General features: G+C 65.5%; 24 protein-coding genes. 20 read left to right on the forward strand and 4 right to left on the reverse strand.

The window, feature by feature from the left end; genetic code table 11:
• Positions 1-44 precede the first annotated feature (44 nt).
• Genes gmd through RJ527_12380 form a run of 3 tightly spaced genes read left to right on the forward strand, consistent with a single transcriptional unit; the run spans position 45 to position 3490 of the window.
• Positions 45-1115 (forward strand): GDP-mannose 4,6-dehydratase, encoded by a 1071-nt coding sequence (gene gmd / locus RJ527_12370; protein ID WND74836.1) that lies wholly within the window; start codon positions 45-47, stop codon positions 1113-1115.
• 52 nt (positions 1116-1167) lie between these two features.
• Entirely contained in the window at positions 1168-2067 is a 900-nt protein-coding gene (locus RJ527_12375) for a GDP-L-fucose synthase (GenBank protein ID WND78052.1), read from the forward strand.
• Positions 2060-3490 carry a mannose-1-phosphate guanylyltransferase/mannose-6-phosphate isomerase gene (locus RJ527_12380; GenBank protein WND74837.1) on the forward strand — a complete coding sequence of 477 codons (1431 nt, stop codon included), beginning with the start codon at positions 2060-2062 and terminating at the stop codon, positions 3488-3490. Before RJ527_12375 ends, RJ527_12380 begins: the two co-directional genes overlap by 8 nt.
• Positions 3491-3499: 9 nt before the next feature.
• Here RJ527_12380 and RJ527_12385 read toward each other — a convergent pair whose 3' ends face one another.
• Entirely contained in the window at positions 3500-4525 is a 1026-nt protein-coding gene (locus RJ527_12385) for a glycosyltransferase family 10 (GenBank protein WND74838.1), read from the reverse strand.
• Positions 4526-4646: 121 nt separating this feature from the next.
• Between RJ527_12385 and RJ527_12390 the strand changes: the two genes are divergently transcribed.
• The 3 genes from RJ527_12390 to RJ527_12400 all read left to right on the forward strand — a co-directional run bounded on the left by RJ527_12390 (position 4647) and on the right by RJ527_12400 (position 8024).
• A complete protein-coding gene (locus RJ527_12390) occupies positions 4647-5462 on the forward strand; it encodes a class I SAM-dependent methyltransferase (protein ID WND74839.1) in 816 nt (271 codons plus the stop codon).
• A 20-nt stretch (positions 5463-5482) separates the two neighbouring features.
• On the forward strand, positions 5483-6370 hold the full coding sequence (locus tag RJ527_12395; protein ID WND74840.1) for an FkbM family methyltransferase: 888 nt from the start codon (positions 5483-5485) through the stop codon (positions 6368-6370).
• A gap of 295 nt (positions 6371-6665) precedes the next feature.
• On the forward strand, positions 6666-8024 hold the full coding sequence (locus RJ527_12400; protein ID WND74841.1) for an MBL fold metallo-hydrolase: 1359 nt from the start codon (positions 6666-6668) through the stop codon (positions 8022-8024).
• Between the two features lie 4 nt (positions 8025-8028).
• On the opposite strand, the gene RJ527_12405 is transcribed toward RJ527_12400, so the two are convergent.
• Positions 8029-8778 (reverse strand): DUF4197 domain-containing protein, encoded by a 750-nt coding sequence (locus tag RJ527_12405; GenBank protein WND74842.1) that lies wholly within the window; start codon positions 8776-8778, stop codon positions 8029-8031.
• 168 nt (positions 8779-8946) lie between these two features.
• Between RJ527_12405 and RJ527_12410 the strand changes: the two genes are divergently transcribed.
• The 5 genes from RJ527_12410 (at position 8947) to RJ527_12430 (ending at position 13812) form a co-directional block, all read left to right on the forward strand.
• The gene (locus RJ527_12410; GenBank protein ID WND74843.1) at positions 8947-9717 is read left to right on the forward strand and encodes an IclR family transcriptional regulator; all 771 of its coding nucleotides are present in this window, start codon (positions 8947-8949) and stop codon (positions 9715-9717) included.
• Between the two features lie 173 nt (positions 9718-9890).
• On the forward strand, positions 9891-10886 hold the full coding sequence (locus RJ527_12415; GenBank protein WND74844.1) for an aliphatic sulfonate ABC transporter substrate-binding protein: 996 nt from the start codon (positions 9891-9893) through the stop codon (positions 10884-10886).
• 89 nt (positions 10887-10975) lie between these two features.
• A complete protein-coding gene (locus tag RJ527_12420) occupies positions 10976-11740 on the forward strand; it encodes an ABC transporter permease (GenBank protein ID WND74845.1) in 765 nt (254 codons plus the stop codon).
• Position 11741: 1 nt separating this feature from the next.
• The gene (locus tag RJ527_12425; GenBank protein ID WND74846.1) at positions 11742-12569 is read left to right on the forward strand and encodes an ABC transporter ATP-binding protein; all 828 of its coding nucleotides are present in this window, start codon (positions 11742-11744) and stop codon (positions 12567-12569) included.
• Positions 12562-13812 (forward strand): amidase, encoded by a 1251-nt coding sequence (locus RJ527_12430; protein WND74847.1) that lies wholly within the window; start codon positions 12562-12564, stop codon positions 13810-13812. The genes RJ527_12425 and RJ527_12430 overlap by 8 nt, the downstream gene beginning before the upstream one ends.
• A gap of 3 nt (positions 13813-13815) precedes the next feature.
• Here RJ527_12430 and RJ527_12435 read toward each other — a convergent pair whose 3' ends face one another.
• Positions 13816-14466, reverse strand: a complete 651-nt coding sequence (locus RJ527_12435) for a class I SAM-dependent methyltransferase (GenBank protein ID WND74848.1) — start codon at positions 14464-14466, stop codon at positions 13816-13818.
• Between the two features lie 41 nt (positions 14467-14507).
• Positions 14508-15416 (reverse strand): folate-binding protein, encoded by a 909-nt coding sequence (locus RJ527_12440; protein WND74849.1) that lies wholly within the window; start codon positions 15414-15416, stop codon positions 14508-14510.
• Positions 15417-15621: 205 nt separating this feature from the next.
• Here RJ527_12440 and RJ527_12445 point away from each other — a divergent pair, with 205 nt between their 5' ends.
• The 9 genes from RJ527_12445 to RJ527_12485 all read left to right on the forward strand — a co-directional run bounded on the left by RJ527_12445 (position 15622) and on the right by RJ527_12485 (position 24805).
• Positions 15622-16584 (forward strand): glycosyltransferase family 9 protein, encoded by a 963-nt coding sequence (locus tag RJ527_12445; protein ID WND74850.1) that lies wholly within the window; start codon positions 15622-15624, stop codon positions 16582-16584.
• A complete protein-coding gene (locus RJ527_12450; protein WND74851.1) occupies positions 16581-17381 on the forward strand; it encodes a glycosyltransferase family 2 protein in 801 nt (266 codons plus the stop codon). Before RJ527_12445 ends, RJ527_12450 begins: the two co-directional genes overlap by 4 nt.
• Entirely contained in the window at positions 17382-18416 is a 1035-nt protein-coding gene (locus tag RJ527_12455; GenBank protein WND74852.1) for a glycosyltransferase family 4 protein, read from the forward strand.
• Between the two features lie 5 nt (positions 18417-18421).
• Positions 18422-19447 carry a glycosyltransferase gene (locus RJ527_12460; protein ID WND78053.1) on the forward strand — a complete coding sequence of 342 codons (1026 nt, stop codon included), beginning with the start codon at positions 18422-18424 and terminating at the stop codon, positions 19445-19447.
• Positions 19448-19461: 14 nt separating this feature from the next.
• Positions 19462-21240 carry an asparagine synthase (glutamine-hydrolyzing) gene (gene asnB, locus RJ527_12465; protein WND74853.1) on the forward strand — a complete coding sequence of 593 codons (1779 nt, stop codon included), beginning with the start codon at positions 19462-19464 and terminating at the stop codon, positions 21238-21240.
• Between the two features lie 3 nt (positions 21241-21243).
• Positions 21244-22290, forward strand: a complete 1047-nt coding sequence (pyrC, locus tag RJ527_12470; GenBank protein WND74854.1) for a dihydroorotase — start codon at positions 21244-21246, stop codon at positions 22288-22290.
• A 90-nt stretch (positions 22291-22380) separates the two neighbouring features.
• Complete coding sequence (locus RJ527_12475) at positions 22381-23376, forward strand: MDR family oxidoreductase (protein ID WND74855.1); 996 nt, start codon at positions 22381-22383, stop codon at positions 23374-23376.
• A gap of 21 nt (positions 23377-23397) precedes the next feature.
• Positions 23398-24210: an isocitrate lyase/phosphoenolpyruvate mutase family protein gene (locus tag RJ527_12480; protein WND74856.1), complete on the forward strand. Its 813-nt coding sequence runs from the start codon at positions 23398-23400 to the stop codon at positions 24208-24210.
• Positions 24211-24307: 97 nt separating this feature from the next.
• A complete protein-coding gene (locus RJ527_12485) occupies positions 24308-24805 on the forward strand; it encodes a hypothetical protein (GenBank protein ID WND74857.1) in 498 nt (165 codons plus the stop codon).
• Positions 24806-24896: the final 91 nt, after the last annotated feature.

The raw sequence follows: 24896 nt of genomic DNA on the forward strand, positions 1-24896 counted from the left end.
GTATAATCGGTGCACCCTGAGGGGCAGAGGGAGGAACCAGCCGCGTGTCCGATAAAGTTGCACTGATTACCGGCGTGACCGGCCAGGACGGGGCCCTTTTGGCCGAACTGCTGCTTGCCAAGGGATACACCGTTCATGGGGTGAAGCGGCGGTCGTCGTCGTTCAACACCGACCGCGTCGATCATCTGTACCAGGATCCCCACGAACGGGACGTCCGCTTTCACCTGCACTACGGCGACATGACGGACGCCACCAATCTGATCCGCCTGGTGCAGGAAACCCAGCCCACGGAAATCTACAACCTGGCGGCGCAAAGCCACGTCCAGGTCAGCTTCGAAACCCCGGAATACACGGCGAACTCCGACGCACTCGGCACGCTGCGGCTGCTCGAGGCCATGCGGATTTTAGGTCTGGAGAAGACCGCGAAATTCTATCAGGCCTCGACGTCGGAACTGTACGGCAACGCGCCGGCGCCGCAGAACGAGGACACCCCGTTCGAGCCGCGCAGCCCCTATGCGGCGGCCAAGCTGTACGCCTATTGGATCACCCGAAACTACCGCGAGGCCTATGGCCTGCATGCCTCCAACGGCATCCTGTTCAACCACGAAGGCCCGACCCGGGGGGAGACCTTCGTGACCCGCAAGATCACCCGCGCGGTCGCCGCCATCGCCCAGGGGTTTCAGGACAAGCTGTTCCTCGGCAACCTGGACGCCAAGCGCGACTGGGGTCATGCCCGGGATTACGTCGAGGGCATGTGGCGGATCGTGCAGCAGAAAACGCCTGACGATTTCGTGCTGGCGACCGGCGAAACCCACAGCGTGCGCGAGTTCGTCGAACTGGCCTTCGCCGAAACCGGCGTGACCATCCGCTGGCAGGGCAAGGGCGTCGCGGAACAAGGCCTGGACGACGCCAGCGGCCGCGTTCTGATCGAAATCGATCCCCGCTATTTCCGCCCGACGGAGGTCGAACTTCTGCTCGGCGATCCGGCCAAGGCGCATAAGGTTCTGGGCTGGAAACACACGACACCGTTCAAGACCCTGGTCACGGAAATGGTCGCGGCCGACATGGCGGCGGTCGCCAAGACCGGCCAGGGCCGGGTCCGCGGCGGTGACTGACGAATTGTTCAGCCTGTCCGGCAAGCGTGTCTGGGTGGCGGGCCACCGGGGCATGGTCGGATCGGCTTTGGTTCGGCGGCTGGCCGACGAGGACTGCGAGGTCGTGACGGTCGGCCGCGCCACCGCCGACCTGACCCGCCAGGCCGAGGTCGAGGCCTGGATGGCCGACGCCAAGCCCGACGCCGTGTTCCTGGCGGCGGCCAAGGTCGGCGGCATTCTCGCTAACGCGACCTGCGCGGCGGACTTCATCTACGACAACCTGATGATCGAGGCGAACATCATCCACGGCGCCTACCGCACCGGGGTGAAGAAGCTGATGTTCCTGGGGTCGAGCTGCATCTATCCCAAGCTGGCGGACCAGCCCATGCGCGAGGACGCGCTGTTGACCGGCCCGCTGGAGCCGACGAATCAATGGTACGCCGTCGCCAAGATCGCCGGCATCAAGCTGTGTCAGGCCTACCGCGAACAGCACGGCTGCGATTTCATTTCCGCCATGCCGACCAACCTGTACGGCCCCGGCGACAACTTCGATCTGGTGACCAGCCATGTCGCCGCCGCCCTGATGGTGAAAATCCATCAGGCCAAGGTGTCCGGGGCGGACAGCGTGGAAATCTGGGGCACGGGGTCCCCCTTGCGCGAATTCCTGTATGTCGACGATCTGGCCGACGCCCTGGTGTTCCTGATGACCCGCTATTCCGATGCCGACCACGTCAACGTCGGCAGCGGAACGGAAGTCTCGATCAAGGATCTGGCCCATCTGCTTGCGCGGATCATCGGCTACAAAGGCGGCTTTCATTTCGATGCGGCCAAGCCCGACGGCACGCCCCGCAAGCTGATGGATTCGTCCAGGCTGGCGGCCATGGGATGGGCCGCCGCCCGGCCGCCCGAGGCCGGGTTCGCCGATGCCTATGCCTGGTATGTCGCCAACGTGGCGGACAATGCCGATGGCTGAGGCGGGCAAGCTTTATCCGGTCATTCTGTCGGGCGGGTCGGGCTCGCGCCTATGGCCCCTGTCCCGTGCGTCCTATCCCAAGCAGCTGCTGCCGCTGACCGGGGACGACAGCCTGTTGCAGGAAACCGCCGAGCGCGTCGCCGACCGCGCGCGGTTCGCGCCCATTCTGGTGCTGGCCAATGATGAACACCGTTTCGTGGTGGCGGAACAGCTGCGTAGCCAAGGCCACGTGGACGCCCGCATCGTGCTGGAGCCCGTGGGCCGCAACACCGCGCCTGCCGCCGCCGTGGCGGCTCTGGTGATCGCCGAGGACGACCCCGATGGCGTGATGGTGCTGCTGCCGTCCGATCACGTGATCGGCGACCGGGCGGCGTTCCTGGACGCTGTCGATCGCGCCCATGCCTTGGCGCGGGAGGGCATGCTGGTGACCTTCGGCGTGCAGCCGTCCCACGCATCTACGGAATACGGCTACATCAAGCGCGGGGCCGGTCTGGGCGGGGAGGGGTGTTTCCGCGTCGATCGGTTCGTGGAAAAACCGGATGCCGCGACGGCGCAAAGCTATCTCGACAGCGGCGATTACGCCTGGAACAGCGGCATGTTCGTGTTTCCCGTGCGCGAATTCTTGGCCGAACTGGAGACACTTAATCCGGACATCGTCGCCGCCTGCCGCAAGGCGGTGGCCGGGCGCGGCGCGGACCTGGATTTCATCCGCCTGGACGCCGCCGCCTTCGCGGAAAGCCCCGCCGATTCCATCGACTACGCGGTCATGGAAAAGACCGATGCCGCCGCCGTGGTGACCGCCGATTTCCGCTGGAACGACGTGGGCGCGTGGAACGCGCTGTGGGATCTGGCCGACAAGGACGGGGACGGCAACGCCCTGATCGGCGACGTCGTCGCCGAGGACGTCGCCGGGTGCTACCTGCGCAACGAGGACGGCGGCCTGGTCGCCGCCCTGGGCCTGCGCGATCTCTGCGTCGTCGCGACCGGGGACGCCGTGTTCGTGGCGCCCCGCGCGCGGGCGTCCGAGGTCAAGGCCCTGGTCGAGCGCCTGGCCGGGGCGGGGCGGGGCGAAATCACGTCCCACCCCCGCGTGCACCGGCCCTGGGGTGCGTTCACGGATATCGAGCGCGGCGACCGCTTCAAGGTCAAGCGCCTGGTCGTCAAGCCGGGTGGGCGGCTGTCCCTGCAACGGCACAAGCATCGCACGGAGCATTGGGTGGTGGTCGAGGGCACGGCGACGGTCGTCAACGGCGACAAGGAATTCACCCTGCAACGGGACCAGTCGGCCTATATCGACGCGGGCGCGGTCCATCGCCTGGAAAACCGCACGGACCAGTCCCTGCACCTGATCGAGGTGCAGGTCGGCGATTACCTTGAGGAAGACGACATCGAACGCCTTCAGGACGACTACAAGCGCGGCTAGAGCCGGGCCTTAGACCTTCCAGCGCTTGGGGCGAAGGCTCCGCGGCACCGCGCGCTTCAGGCGCTTGCGCAGCTTGCGGAGTTCGGAATCGCGGTATTCGGATTCCGGCTGAAGGACCATCGGTCGCGGGGCCTGCCGCACCGGGCGTTCGGCCAGCCGGGCCATCAGCGCGAAGATGTTGTATTCGTCCATCAGGCGCACGCGGTCGGCGTCGCGGATCGCCTGGGTCTTCTCGTACAGGCCTTCGTCGATGGCGGTGGCGATCGTTTCGGCCGCGCCTTCGGGATCGTAGACGTTGATGCGGCGGAAGCCTTCTGGATTGAAATAATCCTCGACGTTGGGGCAACCCCAATAGAACGGGAAGGTGTCGCCCAGATAGGCGTCCGCCAGTTTTTCCGTGAAATAGTTGGGAAAGCGGCTGTTTTCCAAGGCGACGTGGTACTTGAAGGGCGCGACGGCGCTCCACTTCTCGGTGAACGGAATGGCGTCCCGGCCCATCACGGCGACCTGATCGCCGAACTTTTTCTTCAAGGCCTCGACCAGGGCGATGCGCGCGCGGTGGCCGTTGGTCGTGTTGCGGAACGACGCGATGACGGAAAGCAGTCCCGTCTTTTCCGGCCGCGCCGCGCGGTGGTCCTCCAGCGTCATGATCGCCTTGTTGGGGGCGTCCACGTACTGGCCGATCCCGGCCAACCAGGGCTGCGCCGTCTGGCTGTCGATCAGGCTGGGATGCGGCGTGTTGGTGTCGGGTGACACGACGTTGCCGAACTGCGCCAGGAAGGGCAGGGGGTAGTCCTTCAGTTCCGGCGGCTCGCCGACCAGCATGAAGGTGCCGTCCGGCGGGCAATTGGCCTGCACGGGCCCAGCCATGGTGTCGTAGACGAACACTCGGTCATAGTCGCCCGGCGGTCCGTTGACGATGAATTGGCAGTTGCCCCACACGCCCGTGCCATTGGGGGTCTGGCGCAGGATCCAGTCCCCCAGGAACTTGCTGTGCAACAGGACCCGCAGGGCGGGAGTGTCCTTGCCGTTCACGTCGTCGGATTCCTTCGCCTGTTCGGTTGTTTGACGTGGGACACGTATGGATCAAAACCGCCGTCTGGGCAACCTGCGGCATAGGTCGTATAAACATGCGGGCGACAAAACGAGGGGCCGAATGCCGATCATCAACAAACTCCACGAACTGTACGAAGGCCTCGGCTTTTCGGTTTCGTCCGGCCTCAGCCCGAGCCACCTGGACGGCTGTATCGAAGCGCCCTTCACATGGTTGCTGAAGGACGGGGAAAGCTTCACCAACGGGCTCGGCATTTCCATGAAGGAAATCTATTTCCTGGAATGCCTGTTCGACGGCTGGCGGCCCAAGACCGGCTTCCTGATCGGCAACTCCTTCGGCTGGAGTGCGCTTGCCGTGGGTCTGTTGAACCCGACGGCGCGGATTGTCGCCATTGACGCCGGCTTCGACGCCAATTCCCTGACCGGGCTGGAGATGACCAACACGCTCGCCCGTCAGGAAGGTCTCAACCTGACCGCCGTGCAGGCGGTCTCGCCCGAAGGCGTCGCCGGGGTGATGGCGGATCAGTTCGACGGCCCCGTCGAGTTCTGCTTCATCGACGGCCTGCACACCAACGAGCAGGTGGTGAAGGACTTCAAGGCCGTGCAGCCGTACCTGGCCAAGGATGCCCTGGTGTTGTTCCACGATGTGGTGATGTGGAACATGAACCCGGGCATGGCCGAAATCGCGCGGATCGCCGGTGCCGCGCCCGAACTGCTTTACGGCACCTGTTCCGGGATGGCGGTGCTTTACTTCGGTGACGACCCCGCCGTCCGGCGAACGCTCGCCACTTTCCACGGCAACGACCGGGCGCGCGAAATCATGCAGGCCATGCCCCATCAGCGCCGATTCCGGCATTTCTATCGTTGGAAACGCAGTTTCAACAAACGGTTCGGCCGGGACAAGGCACGGTCGGCCTGACGGCCGGGAAGGGGATTGGGGTGGCCTTCGATACGTTGCGTAAGCTGTTCAAGGAAATCGGCCGTTATCGCGTCACCCGCGACAAGTGGCGGGGCCGCCTGCGCCTGCGTCATTTGCTGAGCGATCCGCGCGACGGGTTTGCCCGGCGTCTGGCGGCGGATTGGCGGGGCGGCTATGTGCCCTACGGCGCCGACGGCCTGTGGCTGTACATCCCGGCGGACCTGGACCGGCAGGGACAGCGTCTGGTGATCGACGGCGGTGTGCCGGACCCGGTGACGGCCCTGGTGGCGCGGCCCGGCGACGTGGCGGTCGATATCGGCGGCAACCTGGGCGAATGGATGGTGCCGCTGGCGGCCGCTGTCGGCACAGAAGGCCGGGTCTACGCCTTCGAGCCGGTGCCGGTCCTTGCCGACGCCCTTGAAAAGACGGCCCGTCTTAACGGCCATGGGGAGACGGTCGAGATCGTGCGGTCCGCCGTGGCGGAGGCGACCGGCGAGGCCCCCTTCAACGTGACCATGGCGGCCGGCGGTGACGGCGCCCTGTCCGGCCTGTCGTCGGGGGGTGGCGCCACGGTGCCGACGATCACTCTGGACGACTTCGTGGCGGAACGCGGCCTGGGCCGGCTCGACCTGATCAAGATCGATGTCGAAGGGGCGGAGCGCCGCGTGCTGGAAGGGGCACGGCGCACGCTGGAAACCTGCAAACCGCGCCTTGTGTTCGAAAGCGGGCACGAAAGTGCCGGGGACCGGGCGGCGATCGCCGATCTTCTCGACGGGGCCGGATACGACCTCGTCGGCCTGCTGCTCGACGGTGTCATCGCCGACTGCGGCTGGCCGGATTTCCGCGCCGCCACGGGCGCCTTCGCCGACGGCCAGACGCGTAATCTTCTCGCTCTGCCGCGCTCCTGATTCCAAACATTAGGTTTTCCCCATGTTCCACAGGGGTGTGGATCGTATCGCCGTTGTCCGCCCCGGAGGCGGGGCGTATCCTTCACATGGGTTCAGGGACAAGGGTGGTCCGCAAGGAACATCCCCAGGCCTAGAACCCGGTCAGTTTTCCCAGGGGCCCCCTTCGGGGGGAATGAAGGATCTCTGATCAGGGACGGCCCCACCGGGCAACTGGTGGGGCCGTTCTTCGTTCGGCTTCCGTATCAGGGTGACAAGTTCTATGGTCTCCGCCAAACAGGCAGGGGAGCATCCGTCGGTGAAACTGACGTTCATGGGGGCCACGGGCACGGTGACCGGGTCGAAGTATCTGGTCGAGGCCGCCGGGGCCAAAATTCTCGTCGATTGCGGGCTGTTTCAGGGCCTCAAGGACCTGCGTCTGCGCAACTGGGCGCCGCTGCCGGTCGATCCCACGGAAATCGACGCGGTGATCCTGACCCATGCCCATCTCGATCACAGCGGCTATCTGCCGCTTCTGGTCAAGAATGGGTTCAAAGGCCCCATCTATTGTTCCGAGGCGACGGAGGACCTTTGCGCCATCCTGCTGCCGGACAGCGGCTACCTGCAGGAGGCGGATGCGGACCGCGCCAACCGGCATGCCTACACCAAACACAAACCGGCCCTGCCGCTCTATACCCAGGCCGACGCCCATCGCTCGCTCGACCAGTTCAAGGCCGTTCCCTTCGGCGCCGCGCAGACGCTTGCCGACGGCGTGACCTTCAGCCTGTCCCGTTCCGGGCATATCCTGGGCTCGGCCTTCGTGCGCATCGACGACGGCGCGACATCCTTGGTGTTCTCGGGCGACCTGGGCCGCGCCGACGACCCGGTCATGGTGCCGCCCGTGGAAATTCATGATGCCGACTATCTGGTCGTGGAATCGACCTATGGCGACCGCTTGCATCGCGACAGCGATGCCGAGGGCAAACTCGGCGCCATCATCCGCGACACGGCGGCGCGCGGCGGCACGGTCCTTATTCCCGCTTTTGCCGTGGGGCGCACGCAAAGCATCCTGTTTCACATTCACCAACTGAAGCAGAAGAAGGCCATTCCGGATATTCCGGTGTTTCTCGACAGTCCCATGGCGATCAACGCGACGCGCCTTCTCAAGCACCACCGCGCCGACCATCGCCTGTCGGGGCCGCTCTGCGCCGAGGTTTGCCACGCCGCGAAATATGTGAATACCGCCGATGAATCACGGGCCCTGGATGAAGGGATGGCCGTGCCCCAGGTCATCATCTCGGCCAGCGGCATGGCGACGGGCGGGCGCATCCTGCATCACCTGAAGCATTTTATCGGCGACGCCCGCAACACGGTCCTGTTCACCGGGTTTCAGGCGGCGGGGACGCGGGGCGCGCGGCTGGTTCATGGTGAGGACGAGATCAAGATTCACGGCCGCCTTTGGCCCGTGCGCGCCGAGGTCGACATCCTGCACAATATGTCGGCCCATGCGGACTACAGTGAAATCCTCGGATGGCTCGGCCATTTCCGAAAGCCGCCCCGGCGCACCTTCATCACCCATGGCGAGCCCGAGGCCGCATCCTCGCTACGCATGAAGATCGAGGACCACCTGCATTGGGATGTGACGGTGCCGGAATACCTCGACCAGGTGGACCTCTGAGGCCCTATTTCGCGAATACCTTTTGCAGCAGTTCGGTGGTGCGCTTCGCGGGGTTTTCGCGGATCGCCGCTTCCTCGCGCCCCAGGTACAGAAAGACGCCGTCGATGGCCTTGGTCAGGACGTGATCGGTCAGGTTCGCCTTCACGTCGGGGACGAAGGGCAGGGATTTGTACTGTCCCATCATCTTGTCATAGGCGGCGACGGCGCCGACTTCAGACAGTTGGGTATCGACGATCGGTTTCATGTCGGCCGCCAGCGGCGCCGACATCTTGGATCGGAAATACTGCGTTGCCGCATCCTTTGGGCCGTTGAGAATACCCTTGGCGTCATCGACCGTCATGGCGGAAATGGCGTCGACGAACAGGGATTTGGCCTTGGGTACGGCGGCTTCGGCCGCGCGGTTGAGCCGCAGTTCCACATCGTCGGCAAGCGATGACATGCCGATCTTGGACAGCGCCGATTGCACCTTCTGCAAGGTGTCCGGCAAGGGAATATGCACGTCGGGGGATTTGTTGAAGCCGTCGGCGGCACCCAGCGTGCCGACCACCCGTTCCGAGCCGACGCGCAGCGCCTCCTTGAGCCCGGCCGCGATGTCCGTGCCGCTTAGGGCGCCCGCCGATGTCGAGGAAGAGCCGCCGAGTCCCTTGAGCAGGTCCTTCCCCTTGTCCAGGAAGCTTTGGGCGCCGGCGGGTGGGGTGAACGCCGCGACCCCGGCAAGCAGGGTGCAAATAGCGGCAAGCTGTTTCATGGTCATCGCGGTCTCCTCGGGCGGTCTGCGGGATAGGATGGTAACGCGGATATAGGCTTGGCGGGAGGAATTCAGGCAGCGCTTGGGGACGCCGCAGGGCGCAACATTTTGCGTGACACGGTGTCACGGTTTTTGCTCATATGAATTCCCGCACCCCACGTAAAAGGACAACCCGTGGCAGACAAACCGGAAACCAATTCGGCGATCCAGAAGGCGTTGACCATCCTTGAAATGGTGACCCAGGAAATCCGTCCGCTCGGGATTGTCGACATCTCGCGCGACCTCGGCCTGCCGCGCCAGACCGTGCACCGGGTGATCCGCCAATTGGAGGACCTGAACCTTCTGCGCAAGGACCCGGGCACCGACCGCTACACCACGGGGGCGCGGCTGCGGGCCCTGGCCCTCAACACCATTTCGTCGTCCCATTCGACCCGCGCCAGCCATGCGATCCTTCAGGGCCTGGTCGACGAGGTCAAGGAGACCTGCAACGTCGGCATGCTGGACGGCCACGAAGTCATCTATATCGACCGGGTGGAATGCGACTGGCCGTTGCGCATGCTGTTGAAGGCGGGCAGCCACGTCCCCGCCCATTGCACGGCCATCGGCAAGCTTTTGTTGGCCTATCAGCCCAAGGACGCGCGTGACCGCATTCTGCGAACGGCGCCGCTGCGCAAGTTCACCAAATACACGATCACCGATCCGGACCAGTTGGAGGCCAACCTGGACCAGATCGCGGCCCAGGGGTACTCCATCAACAATCAGGAAGACGCCATCGGCTTGGTCGCCATGGCGGTGCCTGTGCGCGACCCTCAGGGCGAGGTCATCGCGGGCCTTGCCGTACATGCGCCGGAGCCCCGGTTTCCCATCGCCAAGGCCATCGAGCATATCGACAGATTTCGCGAAGCGGCCGATCGGATCGGCCAGTCCTTGTTCGAGCAAGAATAAAAAATGAGACGCTGTGTCACGTTTTTCGTTGACACTTGCGGCCCTCCCAAGGAATCCTGACGGCACTGGTCATCCAAGGACGGATGTCGAAAATCGGCCGAGCCGGCAAAAAGACATCTAAGAAAATGCACCGGCAGCGGTCGTTCACCCAACGCCTCACAGGGAGAGCGAGAATGCTGCAGAAATTCCTCAAGACCATGGCCGTCAGTGGCGGGCTATTCGCCGCCGCGGCCCTCACGGGGCCGTTCAACGGCCCCGCCAACGCCACCGACACCATCAATTTCGGGACCCAACCGGCGACCATGCCGATCTACATCGCCAAGGCGATGGGGCTGTTGGCGGAGATCGAGAAGAAACACGACGTCAAGATCGAGTTCAAGGTGTTCTCCTACGGCGCGCCGGAGAACCAGGCACTCGCCGCCGGTGAACTCCAGATCGCGTCCGCCGGCATGGGCCCGGCCATCGTCGCCTCCGCGCGCCTGCCCGCTAAGTTGCTGGCCATCTCGATTCTTGAGCAGACGGCGCTCATGGTGCCGATGGACTCCCCGATCAAATCCGTGAAGGAACTGAAGGGCAAGCGCATCGCGTTCCCGGGCAAGGGCTCGCAGCAGTATCCGCTTCTGGTCAAGGCGCTCGCCGATGCGGGCCTGAAGGTCAGCGACGTGGAACTGTTCAAGACCAAGGGGTCGGACGTGCCGACCCTGCTGGCGAACAAAAGCGTCGATGCCGGGATCACGTGGGACCCGCACGTTTCCAACGCGCTGGCGGCAGGCCATTCCAAGGTCCTGATCAAGGCCGAGAAAATTCTGCCGATCAAGGCCGGACATTACATCGGTAACGGCGTCTATGCCCGCGAGGATTTCATCGCCGCCCGGCCCGAGCTGGTCCAGGACCTGATCACGTCCATCGTTAAGGCCATCGACTTCATCCTCAAGAACGAGGACAAGGCGATCAAGATGTGGGCCGAGCAGATCAAGTTCCCGGAAAAGGTCATCGCCTTCGCCCTGAAGGAAGGCATCTCCGTCTATAACCTGGACGTGGCGCCCGAGGCCTCGACCATCGACGCCTATACCAAGTTCCTCAAGGACGCGGAAATCCTCAAGCCCGAGGACAACCCCAAGTACGATCCCAGCTTCGCCAAAAAGGCGCTGGAGATGATGAAGAAATAACGCTCCGGGCGTTCGGCGGCGGGTGCCCTCGGTGCCCGCCGCCGCCGCTGGTGCTGCGTTTTCCATCTTCGCTTTTTCAAGGAATTCCCGTGAAAACATCGGCTAAGACCGCTGCGTCCATTCTGCCCTACTTATGGGCGGCGATCTTCATCGTCTTCGTATGGCAGATGGCGGTCATCTTCACCCAGGCGCATGTCGCGCTGCTGCCGCCGCCGCTGTTGGCGGCCAAGACCTTCGCCGAACTGGTGGTCAACGGTCAGTTGTTCGTCCATGCGGGCGCCAGCCTGGGCCGCGTGGTGTCGGCCTGGCTGTTGTCGGCCGCCGTCGCCATTCCGCTCGGCCTCGCCATGGGCCGCTGGCGACGCTTTGAACACTTGGTCGACCCGGTGATCGAACTGTTCCGGCCGATCTCGCCGCTGGCCTGGATTCCGCTGGCCATCCTGTGGTTCGGCATCGGCGAGACCGGCAAGATCTTTATCATCTTCATCGCCACCTTCTTCCCCATCCTGCTGAACACCGTGTCAGGGGTGAAGGGGGTCGATCCGGTTCTGATCCGCGCCGGTCAGGTGCTCGGCTGCGATAACGACCGCGCCCTGTTCCGCAAGGTCATTCTGCCCGCCGCCATGCCGACCATCATTGTCGGCCTGCGCATTTCCTTCGGCACCGGCTGGGCCGCGATCATCGCCGCCGAACTGGTCGCCGCCCAGGTCGGGCTCGGCTATCTGATCGCCGACGGGATGGAGGTCCTGCGTTCCGACCTGGTTCTGGTCGGCATGGTCGCCATCGGCATCCTGGGGGTGCTGATCGATGCCGTGTTCCGCACCATCAACGACCGTTTCTCCTGGGGGGCATAGGATGGCCGACCACACAAGCCAGAACCGCGGCACCAAGGGAATTTCCATTTCCGAGCTGGCGGTCACCTTCCATCCGGCGACGTCCGAGCCGGTCGAGGCCCTGCGCCCGACCTCGCTCGAGTTCGAGGCGGGCGAGTTCATCGCCCTGGTCGGCCCGTCGGGTTGCGGCAAGTCGACGCTGTTGAACGTGCTGGCCGGCTTCATCACGCCGTCGGCCGGGCGCGCCTTGGTCGGCGGCGAGCCGATCACCAAGCCCGACATCGACCACGGCATGGTGTTTCAGGACTACGCCCTGTTTCCCTGGCTCAACGTCATCGACAACGTCGCCTTCGGGCTGGAACGTCAGGGCATGGGCAAGGATGAACGCCATGCCAAGGCCCGCGACTATCTGGACATGGTGGGCCTCAAGGACTTCGCGGAAAAGCGGGTGACGGAGTTGTCCGGCGGTATGAAGCAGCGCGTCGCCATCGCCCGCGTGTTCGCCACCGATCCGTCGATTATCCTGATGGACGAACCCTTCGGTGCGCTCGACGCCCTGACCCGCCGGTTTCTGCAACACCAGTTGCTGGAAATCTGGCAGCGCAACCGCAAGACCGTCGTGTTCGTCACCCATTCCGTGCAGGAAGCGGTCTATCTGGCGTCGCGGGTCATCGTCATGACGGCCCGTCCGGGGCGCGTGAAACTGGATCAGAAGATCGACCTGCCGCATCCCCGCGATTTTTCGGGCGAGGAATTCCGCCGTCTCGAAAAACTGATCTACGACCAGTTGGACGAGGAACTGGCCAAGTCCTTCAAGCTCGAAGGCGGAGGAGGGACTTTCCATGACTGAGGCACCTCCTCGCCCGGCCAACGACACGATGGGAATCGCCGCCGTCGCCGCCGAACGGTTTCTGGCCCGCGCGGCGGAAATCGAGCCGGACCTGCGCGCGTTCCGCAGCATCGACGCGGGCCAACTGCGCGCCGACGCGGCCGCCCTCGACGCCTTGCCGGAATCCCGGCGCGGGCCGCTCCACGGCATGCTGTTGGCGGTCAAGGAAGTGTTCGACGTTTGCGGTTACGTCTGCGGCTGGGGCACGCCGATTCACGACGGCCGCCGCCCGGCGGCGGATGCCCGCGCCGTGGCGTGCCTGCGCGCGGCGGGGGCGCTGGTGGCTGGTATCACCGTGTCCTCGGAATATGCCATTTCCCGGACGGGACCGACGACCAATCCGTTCGATCCGGCGCGCACGCCGGGGGCTTCGTCGCAAGGGTCCGCCGCGGCCGTCGGCGCCGGTCTGGTGCCGGCGGCGCTGGGATCGCAGACCATCGGCTCGATCATCCGCCCGGCTTCCTACTGCGGTTGCATCGGCTTCAAGCCGACCTGGGGGAGCATCGACGTCGGCGGGTCCATGCCGCTGTCCGGTGCGCTCGACCATGTCGGTTTCCTGGCTGCCGACCCGAAGGTGGCGGCGGCGCTGATGGATGTGCTGATGCCGGCGATGGCGGCCGAGCCCGTGGGCCTGCCGGCCACGGCGACCGTGCTGCGCCCCTGGTATCCCGATGGGGCCGCGCCGGCGGTTCTGGCCGCGCTTGCCGAGGCCGCCGGTCATCTGCGCGCCAAGAAAATCGCGGTCGACGACGGGGCGCTTCCCGATGGGGTCGCCGCCCAGGAAGCGGGCGTGATCGACACTCTTCTGGCCCATGACATGGCGATGCACCATGGCGGCGATTTCGACGCCCAGGGCGACAAGATGAGCGACCGGGTGCGGGATTACATCACCCGCGGGCGCGGGATGACGGCGGCGGATTACACCGCCGCCCTGGCCGGACGCGACAAGATCGCCGCGGCGCTGGATGACTGGATCGGCGACGGCGTGATCCTGATGCCGGCGACGGTCGATGTCGCCCCCTTGCTGAGCGAGGGCACCGGCCCGCGCGAACCACAGCGCCTGTGGACCCTGGGGGGGCAGCCGGCGATGACCGTGCCCGTGGCGCGGGCCAATGGGCTGCCCATCGGCGTGCAGGTGATCGCCCGGCGCGGGGCCGACCGCCGGGTGCTGGCCGTGGCCGCGCTGCTGTTCGACAACGCCTAGGCGTCAGCGCCTGACGATGAAGGTGTAATCGGGCAGGGGATCGTCGTTGGTGACGGTTGTGCGAGGCGACAATTCCGTCCGGCAAAAATTCAGGAACTCCCCACCGTCGACATAGAACAGGCCCTGATATCGTTCGACGGCATCGGCGCGCAGCAGGTTGAAGGCGAGGATTTTGTTGGTCTTGGCCCAAAGTTCGCGCAGGCTGTCCTTCACATAGTCGCCCCATTCCGCGCCGTCGGCCCCCATGTGCATGTTGTAGGTGCCGCAGGCGAAGACGTAGTCGGCGGGCTCGGTCACGGTGATCTGCTGTAGGAAGCGCGCGCGGGGATCGCGGATACGCGCACGCGCGGCCTCGACCATCTTTTTCGACATGTCATAGCCGACGTACCGCCCACCCTTGAGAGCCGGGGTGTCTTTTAGAAAATCGAACAGGGCGCCGTAACCGCAGCCGAAATCGGCGATGGAGAGCCCGCCCGCCCGCGCGTCGACGTCGTCGATGACCTGGTACAGGGTTTCGAATCGGACAAGCTGATGGTCTTCGCTTTTCCAGAACACGGCGCGGGCGTCGGGGCCCAGTTCGGCCAGCCGGCGTTCATAACTGCGCGCCACGGGTTTCAGCAGGCGCGCGGCCCGTTTGAAAAAGAACAAGGTCATGGGCCGACATTAGGCCCCGGGCCCTGGCGGAACCAGTTTCTTTACGATTCCGTCTGGAACACAACCCAATCCGGCTTGTGCGGCGTGATCTTGGCTCCCGCCGCCTCGAACGGACCACCCGTTTCCAGATGTTCCAGGCGAATCATGGCAAGTCCCCGGCCACCCGTGCCATCGGCAACGGTGGAACGAACCTCGCCCACTTCCTTGCCGTCCAGGGTTACCGGCGTGCCTGTTTCGGGCAGGGCGCCCTCGATCTCCACGGGCAGCAGGCGTTTTCGGACCAGGCCGCGATATTTGGTACGGGCCGTCAGTTCCTGGCCCATGTAACAGCCCTTTTTCCAGTCGATGCCGTTCAATTCGTCAAAGCCGCTTTCCAGAAGAATGGATTTATCGACGATCATGTCGCGGCTGCCATCGGGCACGCCCAGGCTCAGGCGGAGGATGTCGTAGGCCGCACGGTCCCCGGCACTGAGGCCGAGCCCGCTCAGCGTCGCTTCCGCGCCGTCGGCGGGGAGAATGGCCCGTGCCCCCAGGGCCGTCAGGCGCGGGTCGACGAACAGCACGCCGCCGTCCCTCACTTCAGCCGCACCGGCATCGGGGGCCAATGTTGCTGTGCCCGCGCCGCCGGGCAGGGCGGCAATGCGCCATTGGTCGCTTTGGTCCTCAATCGTGACCTTGGCGCGTAATTTGTAGAGCTTCAGGCGCTTGACCAGATCGTCCAGGCGCGCGCGCTCACCGTCCAGTAACAAGGTGCCGTCGGCGGCTTCGGTGATGAAGAAATCGTGCAGGTATTTACCCTGGGGTGTCAGCAGCGCCGCATGTATGGCATGCGTGGGGGTGACCTTGTTGATATCGTTGGAAATCAGCCCCTGAAGGAAGGTCCGCGCGTCGTCGCCGGTAAGGGCGAGCACGCCGCGGTCTTCAAGGACGACATAGGTCTGTTCAGTCATGTTCTGATCCCGAAAATGGATGGGTGCCGGTGTCCTGAATATGGGAGCGCCCAGCGGCCTAGGCAACAGGGGATGGTGGCCGTATAAGACGGGGAGCGTGTAAAATCGGTCGTAATCGGGGGGCGCCCGGAATTCGGCCCGCAACGGCAACCTGTTGGGACGGCCCAAAGAACGGTCGGCAGTACGGCTAAGAAATCGATAGGTCATGGCGAAAAGCATCCTGTTCGTGACGGCGACGCGCATCGGTGACGCGGTTCTGTCCATGGGAATTCTGGGCCGCTTGGTCCAGGACAACCCAGGCGCGCGGGTCACGGTCGCCTGCGGGCGCGCGGCGGCCCCCCTGTTCGACGCCGTGCCGGGTCTGGAGCGGGTTATCATCCTCGACAAGAAACCTTATTCCCTGCACTGGCTGGGCCTGTGGACGGAATGTGCCGGGCGCATCTGGTCGGTCCTGGTCGATCTGCGCAACACGCCCATGAGTTATCTGATTCCGGCGGTTCGGCGCTTTCGCATGGGGCGCAAGGGGGCGGGGCACCGGCTGGAACGCTATGCCCAGGTCATGGGTCTCACGGACGGCGTGCCGACGCCGAAAATCTGGATCACCGATGCCCACCGCGCGACGGCGGACCGCCTGATGCCCAAGGGTCGATCGGTGCTGGCGATCGGACCCACGGCCAACTGGCAGGGCAAGACCTGGCCCCAGGACCGCTTCACGGACCTGGTGGCGGACCTGACCGGCGACAACGGCATCCTGCCGGGCGCCGCCGTGGCCGTGTTCGGGCACGAGACGGAACGGGCATCGGTCCAGGACTTCCTGGACAGCATCCCTGCCGACCGGCGCATCGATCTGGTCGGCCGCATTTCCCTGCTCGAGGCCTATGCCTGCCTGGAACGCGCGTCGCTTTACGTCGGCAACGATTCCGGGCTGATGCACCTGGCGGCGGCGGCGGGCGTGCCGACCCTGGGGCTGTTCGGCCCGACGCAGGATCAATTGTACGGTCCCTGGGGGGCGCATTGCCGGGTCGTGCGCGGCATGGCCTTCCTGGATATCTTCCCCGAGAACTATGATTGGGAAAACTCGCCGTCGCTGATGGCCACGCTCACCGTTGACGCGGTCGCGGATGCGGCCCGCGACCTGTGGACCGAATGCAAGGAAGCGGCGTCGTGACCGGCGGTACGGGCACCGGCCCCCGGCTTTCCATCGTCGTCTGCGCCCATAACGAGGCGGCGCATCTGGCCGACTGCCTGGCGACCCTCGGCTTCGGGGACGAGTTGGTCGTGCTGGCCGACAAATGCACGGACGCGACGGCCGAGATCGCCCGCCGCTTCACCGACCGCGTGATCGAAGGCGCCTGGGACCCGGAAGGGAGCCGCCGCAACGCGGCCATCGACGCCTGCACCGGCGACTGGGTGCTGGAGGTCGATGCCGACGAACGGGTGCCGGACGCCTTGGCCCGGGAAATCCGCAAGGTCATCGCCACGACATCCCACGATTGGCACGAAATCCTGGTCGACAACTACATCGGCGGCCGCCTGGTGCGCTGGGGCTGGGGCGCCAGCTTCGGCAAGGCCGCCTATCCGGGGCTGTTCCGCAAGGGCGTCAAACGCTGGGGGCCGCAGCGCGTCCATCCCGCCCTGACCTGGACCGGCGCCAAGGGGCCCATGCTGACCAATCGTCTCGACCATTACGTCGACCGCAACGTGTCGGACATGCTGAAACGCCTCGACAGCTACACCACCGCGCGGGCGGCGGATTTGCGGGACACGGGGCAAATCGGCTCCTTCGCCAACAACCTGCGCCGCTTCTTCACCCGCTTCTTCAAATGCTACGTGCGGCGCAAGGGCTACCGCGAGGGTGGGTACGGGTTTCTAATCGCGCTCTGCGCCGGGCTCTATCCGCTGATCTCCCATCTCAAGGCGCGGCTCGAGGACGATGCCGGCAATCCCCTGGCCGGGGAGGGCTGAATGGCGCGCATCGTTCTGGCCGACGACGGCATCGAATTCGACGGCCGCACGCCCGAGGAACGCCCCCTGGGCGGGGCGGAAAGCTCCCTCGTGTTTCTGATGGAAACACTCGCGGCGCGCGGCCACGAGGTTTCGGTCCATAACAACTGTGCGGCCCCCCTGGTGCACAAGGGCGTTACCTGGGTGCCGCTGACGGCGGGCATGCCGGACAAGGCCGACCTGTTCATCGCCAACCGGGGAGACAAGGTCCTGCCGCTGATGCCGCGCGCCGGGCGCACCGTGTTCTGGACGCACAATCCGGCGACCTACATGGTCAAATGGCGCTACCTCACGAAGCTGTGGAAATACGCCGACGCCATCGTGTTCATCGGCGATTATCACGCGACGACCTATCCCCGTTGGTGCCCGGTCAAAAATCGCGTTGTCATTCCCTATGGTCTGCCCGACGATTTCTGCAATGCGCAACCGGCCTCGGCGCCGCCGGGTCCCCGCGCGGTATTTTCCTCCAACCCCCTGCGCGGGCTTGACTGGCTGCTCGACCGCTGGGCCCAGGATATCCAGCCCCGGGTGCCGGGGGCGGAATTGATCCTGTTCACCGGGGCCGCCGTTTATGGCAGCGCCGGCGCGGCCAAGGCCGACCCCATGGCGAAAGTTCTCGACAAGGCTAAATCGTTGGAAGAAAAAGGGGTCCGATTGCCGGGTCCGGTGCCCAAACAACGCCTCATCGACGAATTCCGACAGGCCAGATGCATGCTCTATCGTGGTGACATCAACGAGACCTTTTGCATGGCCGTGGGCGAGGCCCAGGCCATGGGCATGCCCGCCGTGGTGACCGACCTGGGCTCCATGTATGAGCGGGTGATCGACGGCGAAACGGGTTTCGTCGCCGGCGACGACCGGGCCTTTGCCGATGCCGCCGTGAAATTGTTGAGCGACGACACCCTGTGGTCGGCGCAACAGGCGGCGGCGCTTGAAAAACAACGGTCCTGGCGCTGGCCCGCGGCGGCCGAGGCCTGGGAAAGGTTGCTGCCGTGAAGGTCATGCAGGCCATGGCGGGGGCGGAATTCGGCGGCGCCGAGGCGTTCTTCGTGCGTCTTGTCCGCGCCCTGCACCGCGCTGGGTTGGAACAGCGCGTGCTGATCCGCGAGAACAAGGCCCGCGCGAATTCCCTGCGCGACGCCGGGATCGAGCCTTTGCAACTGCCGTTCGGCGGTATGCTCGACCGTCGCACGCCGCGCGCCTTCAAACACGAAATCAAGGAATTCCAGCCGCAGATCGTCATGACCTGGATGAACCGGGCCAGCAAGATGTGCCCCAAGGGCGATTTCGTCCAGGTCGGCCGGCTGGGCGGGTATTACGACCTGAAGTACTACCGCACCTGTGACCACCTGATCGGCAACACGGAAGACATCGTCAACCATATCGTCGGCCAGGGATGGGACAAAAACCGGGCCCATTACCTGCCGAATTTCGTGTCCGAGGAGCAGGCCGAGCCGCTCAGCCGCCGTTCCCTCTACACGCCTGAAAACGCCGTGCTGATCCTGGCCCTGGGCCGGCTGCACGAAAACAAGGGCTTCGACGTGCTGCTGCGCGCCATGGCGCGGGTGCCCAACACCTATTTGTGGCTGGCCGGCGACGGCCCCTTGCGCGAAAGCCTGGAAAAACAGGCGGAAGATCTGGGTATCAAGCCGCGTGTGCGGTTCCTGGGCTGGCGCGAGGACACGGCGGAATTGTTCGCCGCCTGCGACCTGTTCGTCTGCCCGTCGCGGCACGAGCCGCTGGGCAACGTGGTGCTGGAGGCCTGGGCCCAGGGGGTTCCCGTGATCGCTGCCGACAGCATGGGGCCGGGGACACTGATCGATCACATGGATTCCGGCATTCTGGTGCCGGTCGACGATTCAGACGCCCTGGCCCGTGCCGTGCGTGCCGTGATCGACGATTACGAACTGGCGGAACATATCGCCCGCCGCGGCCGCGAGGTCTATGAAGCAAGCTTCACCGAAGGTCAGGTCGTGCAGCGTTATCTGGACTTTTTTCAATCGATTGTTACCAATCGGGAAAACTGACGTAAGATCATCCCATGTGCGGTATCGCAGGCATCATGACACGAGACGGCTCCGCCCCGCCGGCGGGGATTCTCGACGCGTTGGCCGTTGCCCTGGCCCATCGCGGGCCTGACGGCCATGGGCGTCATGTCGACGGCGACGTCGGCCTGATTCAGACTCGCCTCGCCATCATCGATCTGGAAACGGGCGACCAGCCCATCGCCGCCAAGGGCCCCGACGGCAACGAGGCGGTCCTGGTCGCCAACGGGGAAATCTACAATTACGTCGAGGTCAAATTGGACCTGGGCCGTGTGCCGTTCAAGACGCGGTCCGACTGCGAGATTCCGCTGCAACTTTACCTGCGCGAGGAACTGGCCTTCACCGACCATCTGCGCGGCATGTACGCGATCGCCATCCATGACCGGGCCCGTGGCCGCCTGGTGCTGACCCGCGATCCGTTCGGCATCAAGCCGCTGTATTTCACCCAGTCGGGCGCGGCCTTCGCCTTCGCCTCCGAACCGCAGGCCCTGATCCGGGCCGGGCTGGCGACGGCGCGCCTCAACCCCATGGCGCGGGACGAGATGCTGCAAATGCAGTTTTCCTCGGGCCGGGAAACGCCTTTCGCCGGGATCGAGCGGGTCTTGCCGGGGGAAACCCTGATCGTCGAGAAGGGCCGGGTGATCGGGCGCAACCGCATGTCGGCCCTGCCGGATGGCCCGCCCAAGGGCCTGGGCCGGTCGGATGCCTTGATGCGGCTCGACGATTTGTTGGATGACGCGGTCGGGGTGCATCAGCGCTCGGACGTGCCTTACGGCATGTTCTTTTCCGGGGGCATCGATTCCACGGTCCTGCTGGCCATGATGTCGCGCCTGAACGAACGGCCTGTCACCGCCCTCACCGCCGGGTTTTCCGACACCCAGGTTCATGACGAGCGCGCCCTGGCCCGTGAGATCGCGGCCCATATGGGCGCCGACCACCACGAGGTCGAATTCGGCGCCGCGGATTTTTGGGACCTGTTGCCGGAGATCGCCGCCGCGGTGGATGACCCGGCGGCCGATTATGCCGTGCTGCCGAGCTATAAACTGGCCCGCACGGCGCGTGAACGGGGGATCAAGGTCATTCTGTCCGGCGAGGGCGGGGACGAGGTCTTCGCCGGCTATGGCCGCTATCGCCGGGCCATGCGCTGGCGCCTGCTGGGCGGCCGTCCCATGCGCGAGCGGGGGACCTTGGAAGGCCTGGGCGTGCTGCGCGAGGAAACCCGTGCCTGGCGGGGCGGGATCGAGATGGCCGAGGAAGAGGTCCAGGGCAAGGGTTGGACGTCCCTGCAACGGGCCCAGGCCGTGGACATGGCTGACTGGCTGCCCAACGACCTGTTGACCAAACTCGACCGTTGCCTGATGGCCCACGGGGTCGAAGGCCGGGTGCCGTTCCTGGACCCCAAGCTGGCGGCCTTCGGCTTCGGCCTGCCGGACGCGCTGAAGGTGCGGCACGGGCGGGGCAAGTGGATTTTGCGCAAATGGCTGGAAAAGGTCGTGCCCATGTCCCGGCCGTTCGCCGCCAAGCGCGGCTTCACCGTGCCCGTGGGCGAATGGATTCTGGCCGAGGGCCGGCGCCTGGGCCCCCTGGTCGCGGCCCAGCCGGGGGTCGCCGAAATCTGCCGCCCCGATGCGGTGGCCAACCTGTTCCGCAACGCCGGAAAGCGCGAGATGCAGGCCGCCTGGACGCTTCTGTTCTATGCCGTCTGGCATCGACACCACATTCTGGGCGGGGTGCCCAAGGGCGGCGTTCTCGAAGTCCTGGGGGAGGCCGTCTGACCCGTGCCCACGCCTGATATCCTGACCCTCCGCCGCCCGGACGACTGGCACGTGCATTTCCGCGACGGTGCCATGATGGCCGCCGTCGTGCCCTTCACGGCGCGCCAGATGGCCCGCGCCATCGTCATGCCCAATCTGGTGCCGCCGGTGACCACGGCGGCCCTGGCGGCGGCCTACCGCGCCCGCATCCTGGCCGTGGTTCCCAAGGGCGTCGACTTCACGCCCCTGATGACCGCCTACCTGACCGACAAGACCGACCCGGATGATCTGGCCGCCGGGTTCCGGGACGGCGTGCTGACGGCGGTGAAGTATTATCCCGCCGGGGCCACGACCAATTCGGACTCGGGCGTCACCGCCATCGACAAAGTCATGCCCGTGCTGGAACGCATGGCCGACATCGGCATGCCGCTTCTGGTCCACGGCGAGGTCACGGACGCCGACATCGACGTGTTCGACCGCGAGGCCGTGTTCATCGAACGCACCCTGGCCCCCCTGGCGGCGCGCCTGCCGGGCCTCAAGATCGTGTTCGAACACATCACCACGGCGGACGCGGCGGCCTTCGTCGAAGGGGCGGGGGGCAATGTCGGTGCCACGATCACGGCGCACCATCTGGTCATCAACCGCACGGACATCTTCCGGGGCGGCATCCGCCCGCACCTCTACTGCCTGCCCATCGCCAAGCGCGAGGTTCACCGTCAGGCGCTCGTCAAGGCCGCGACCTCGGGCAATCCGAAATTCTTCCTTGGCACCGACACGGCGCCCCACGCGGCCCATGCCAAGGAAGCGGCCTGCGGCTGCGCCGGTATCTTTTCCGCCCCGGCGGCGATCGAGGTCTATGCCGAGGTGTTCGACCGTGCGGGCGCTTTGGATAAGCTCGAAGCCTTCGCGTCGCTCAACGGCCCGGCGTTCTACGGCCTGCCCGTGAACGACGGGACGATCACCCTGGAGCGCCAGCCCTGGACCCAGCCCGAGGCCGTGGACCTGCCGGACGGCGACCGCCTGGTTTCCTTCCGCGGCGGGGAAACGCTTTCCTGGCGGCTGGCCGACTGATCGCGCTCCCCCGTTGACCCGGGGCGGGGGCTTCTCTACACCCATTAACAACCCATCCACACCGAACCACCGATCCCGGGAGGCACGCTCATGTCCACGTTCAAAGGACTTCTGCTCGAAGAAACCGACGGCAAGGTTTCGTCGTCCATTCAGGACATCGACGAGGCCCGCCTGCCCGAGGGCGACGTCACCGTCGCCGTCAAGTATTCGACCATCAACTACAAGGACGGCATGGTCATCAACGGCCTGGGCCGCCTGGTGCGGGATTACCCGCATGTGTCGGGCATCGATTTTTCCGGCGTCGTCGAGGCTTCGGACAATCCCGCCTACAAGCCCGGCGACGAAGTCATCCTGACCGGCTGGCGGGTCGGCGAGGTCCATTGGGGCGGCCATGCCCAGAAGGCGCGGGTCAAGGGCGACTGGCTGGTGCCGATGCCCAAGGGCCTGGACCTCAAGCGCGCCATGGCGGTCGGCACGGCGGGCTTCACGGCCATGCTGGCGATCATGACCCTGGAAGACCACGGCCTGACGCCGGAAAACGACGGCGAGGTTCTGGTCACCGGCGGGTCCGGCGGCGTCGGCTCCGTCGCCACGTCGATCCTGGCCAATCTGGGCTACCGGGTCGCGGCGTCGACCGGCAGCCCGGAATCCCACGCCTATCTGAAGGATCTGGGGGCGACCACCATCGTCGACCGGGCCGAACTGGAAGAAGCGCCCAAGGGGCCGCTCGCCCGCGAACGCTGGTCCGGCGCCATCGACAACGTCGGCGGGCCGACCCTGCATACGGTGCTGGCGACGCTCAAGTACTGGGGGACGTGTGCCTCGGTCGGCAACGCCGGGTCGTTCAAGCTGGAAACCACGGTGCTGCCGTTCCTTTTGCGCGGCATCAACCTGTGCGGCATCGACTCAGCGACCTGCCCCAGGGATCGGCGCATCGCCGCCTGGAACCGCATCGCCAAGGATTTGCCGCTCGACAAGCTCGACGCCCTGACGGAAACGGCGGGTCTGGGTGATCTGCCGGACCTTGCGGGCAAGATTCTCAAGGGTCAGCTGCGCGGGCGCACGGTGATCGACGTCAATTCATGATGTCAGGCGGGGAGCATGGACATGGATCAAGCGGCTAAGGTCGCGGCGTTTCAAAAACTGCACGCCGACCCGGGATGTTTCATCATCCCCAATCCCTGGGACCGGGGCTCCGCCCGCATGTTGGAAGCCATGGGTTTCAAGGCGCTGGCGACGACCAGCGCGGGGTATAACCTTTCCCGGGGTCAGGCCGACGGCGACGCGACGGTTGAGGATCACTTCGCCCATTTCCGGGATCTCTGCGCCAGCGTCGATGTGCCGATGAATGCGGACTTCGAAAATGCCTATGCCGACACCGCCGATGGCGTCGCCGAAAACATCCGGCTGGCGGCGGGCACCGGGCTCGCCGGCGGGTCGCTCGAGGATTACGACGGCACGGGCATCTATGACATGGCCGAGGCGGTCGACAGGCTGACGGCCGCCGTCGAGGCGGCGCGTTCGGTCAACCCGCCCTTCGTGCTGACCGCCCGGGCGGAAAACCTGATCCGCGGCAACCCGGATCTGGACGACACCATCAAGCGGCTCCAGGCCTATCAGGAGGCCGGCGCCGACGTTCTGTATGCGCCGGGGCTGAAGACGGCGGACGACGTGCGCGCCGTGATCTCGTCCGTCGACCGGCCGGTCAACGTCCTGGGCGGCATCGCCGGCATGACCCTGACTTATCGGGAAATGGCGGAACTGGGCGTCAAGCGCATCAGCGTCGGCGGCTCCCTGTTCCGCTCGGCCTACGGCAAAGCCATGGCGGACGCCCGGGAAATGCTCGATGCCGGAACCTTCGGCTTCGCCACCAGCGCGCCGCCGCTGTCGGCGTTCGACAAGCTTTTCCGGCAGGGGTGACGGGCTGCCTGGACGGCCGGAATTAACCAATTGCTAACCATCGGGTGCCATCCTGAAGTCGGACGAGTTTTTTGACGCAGGATGGGATAGAACGCCCATGAGAAAGATCATCGCAGCCCTTGCCTTCTCGGCCGTGCTGACCGCGTGCGGTTACGTGGACAAGTACGAGGAAGGCGTCGCCGATTACGAGCCGACCTATTGTTACGCGGCGCTCGGCGGCGGCGTGGAATGCTACCGCGAGCCCGTCGCCGGCGAGGACCGGCGGCTGGTCAACTATTACGGCAAGCATCCGTCGCGATTTGACGCCCCGGCCAAGCCGGCCCCGGCCCAGTATCAGGCGCCGCCCATGGTCAACGCCTGGGTCAAGGACCCGGAACCCGTGGTCCGCGCGATGCCCAAGGGTGACCTCTCGGATCGGCCCTGGCTGGCCTCCGATTATCAGGCGCCGGTGGCCCGCGCGGCGTCGCCGGTCGCGACCCAGGCCCTGCTGCGCCAGGCGCACGAGCACCTCAGCCGGTCGATCCAGCAGGATTCTCAGAACAAGCTGAACGGCTTGAACGGCTCGGCAGGCGAAGATGCGCCGCCCTTTCGTTAATACCAGCATCTGATCCCTGGGCTGAAAAGCCGGGGAAACCGGCCTTTTTCTGGCTGGCTGGCCGTCCCGCCCCTGGGGCGGGCATTCGATT

The organism is Thalassospiraceae bacterium LMO-SO8 (genome assembly GCA_031655335.1).
Taxonomy (GTDB): domain Bacteria; phylum Pseudomonadota; class Alphaproteobacteria; order Rhodospirillales; family Casp-alpha2; genus UBA1479.

Bases quoted from the DNA above. Each gene is read 5' to 3' on its own strand.
- RJ527_12375 (WND78052.1), top strand. From the start codon at position 1,168: ATGGTCGGATCGGCTTTGGTTCGGCGGCTGGCCGACGAGGACTGCGAG.
- RJ527_12380 (WND74837.1), top strand. From the start codon at position 2,060: ATGGCTGAGGCGGGCAAGCTTTATCCGGTCATTCTGTCGGGCGGGTCG.
- RJ527_12390 (WND74839.1), top strand. From the start codon at position 4,647: ATGCCGATCATCAACAAACTCCACGAACTGTACGAAGGCCTCGGCTTT.
- RJ527_12405 (WND74842.1), bottom strand. From the start codon at position 8,778: ATGACCATGAAACAGCTTGCCGCTATTTGCACCCTGCTTGCCGGGGTC.
- RJ527_12415 (WND74844.1), top strand. From the start codon at position 9,891: ATGCTGCAGAAATTCCTCAAGACCATGGCCGTCAGTGGCGGGCTATTC.
- RJ527_12425 (WND74846.1), top strand. From the start codon at position 11,742: ATGGCCGACCACACAAGCCAGAACCGCGGCACCAAGGGAATTTCCATT.
- RJ527_12430 (WND74847.1), top strand. From the start codon at position 12,562: ATGACTGAGGCACCTCCTCGCCCGGCCAACGACACGATGGGAATCGCC.
- RJ527_12435 (WND74848.1), bottom strand. From the start codon at position 14,466: ATGACCTTGTTCTTTTTCAAACGGGCCGCGCGCCTGCTGAAACCCGTG.
- RJ527_12440 (WND74849.1), bottom strand. From the start codon at position 15,416: ATGACTGAACAGACCTATGTCGTCCTTGAAGACCGCGGCGTGCTCGCC.
- RJ527_12445 (WND74850.1), top strand. From the start codon at position 15,622: ATGGCGAAAAGCATCCTGTTCGTGACGGCGACGCGCATCGGTGACGCG.
- RJ527_12455 (WND74852.1), top strand. From the start codon at position 17,382: ATGGCGCGCATCGTTCTGGCCGACGACGGCATCGAATTCGACGGCCGC.
- RJ527_12460 (WND78053.1), top strand. From the start codon at position 18,422: ATGCAGGCCATGGCGGGGGCGGAATTCGGCGGCGCCGAGGCGTTCTTC.
- asnB (WND74853.1), top strand. From the start codon at position 19,462: ATGTGCGGTATCGCAGGCATCATGACACGAGACGGCTCCGCCCCGCCG.
- RJ527_12475 (WND74855.1), top strand. From the start codon at position 22,381: ATGTCCACGTTCAAAGGACTTCTGCTCGAAGAAACCGACGGCAAGGTT.
- RJ527_12480 (WND74856.1), top strand. From the start codon at position 23,398: ATGGATCAAGCGGCTAAGGTCGCGGCGTTTCAAAAACTGCACGCCGAC.
- RJ527_12485 (WND74857.1), top strand. From the start codon at position 24,308: ATGAGAAAGATCATCGCAGCCCTTGCCTTCTCGGCCGTGCTGACCGCG.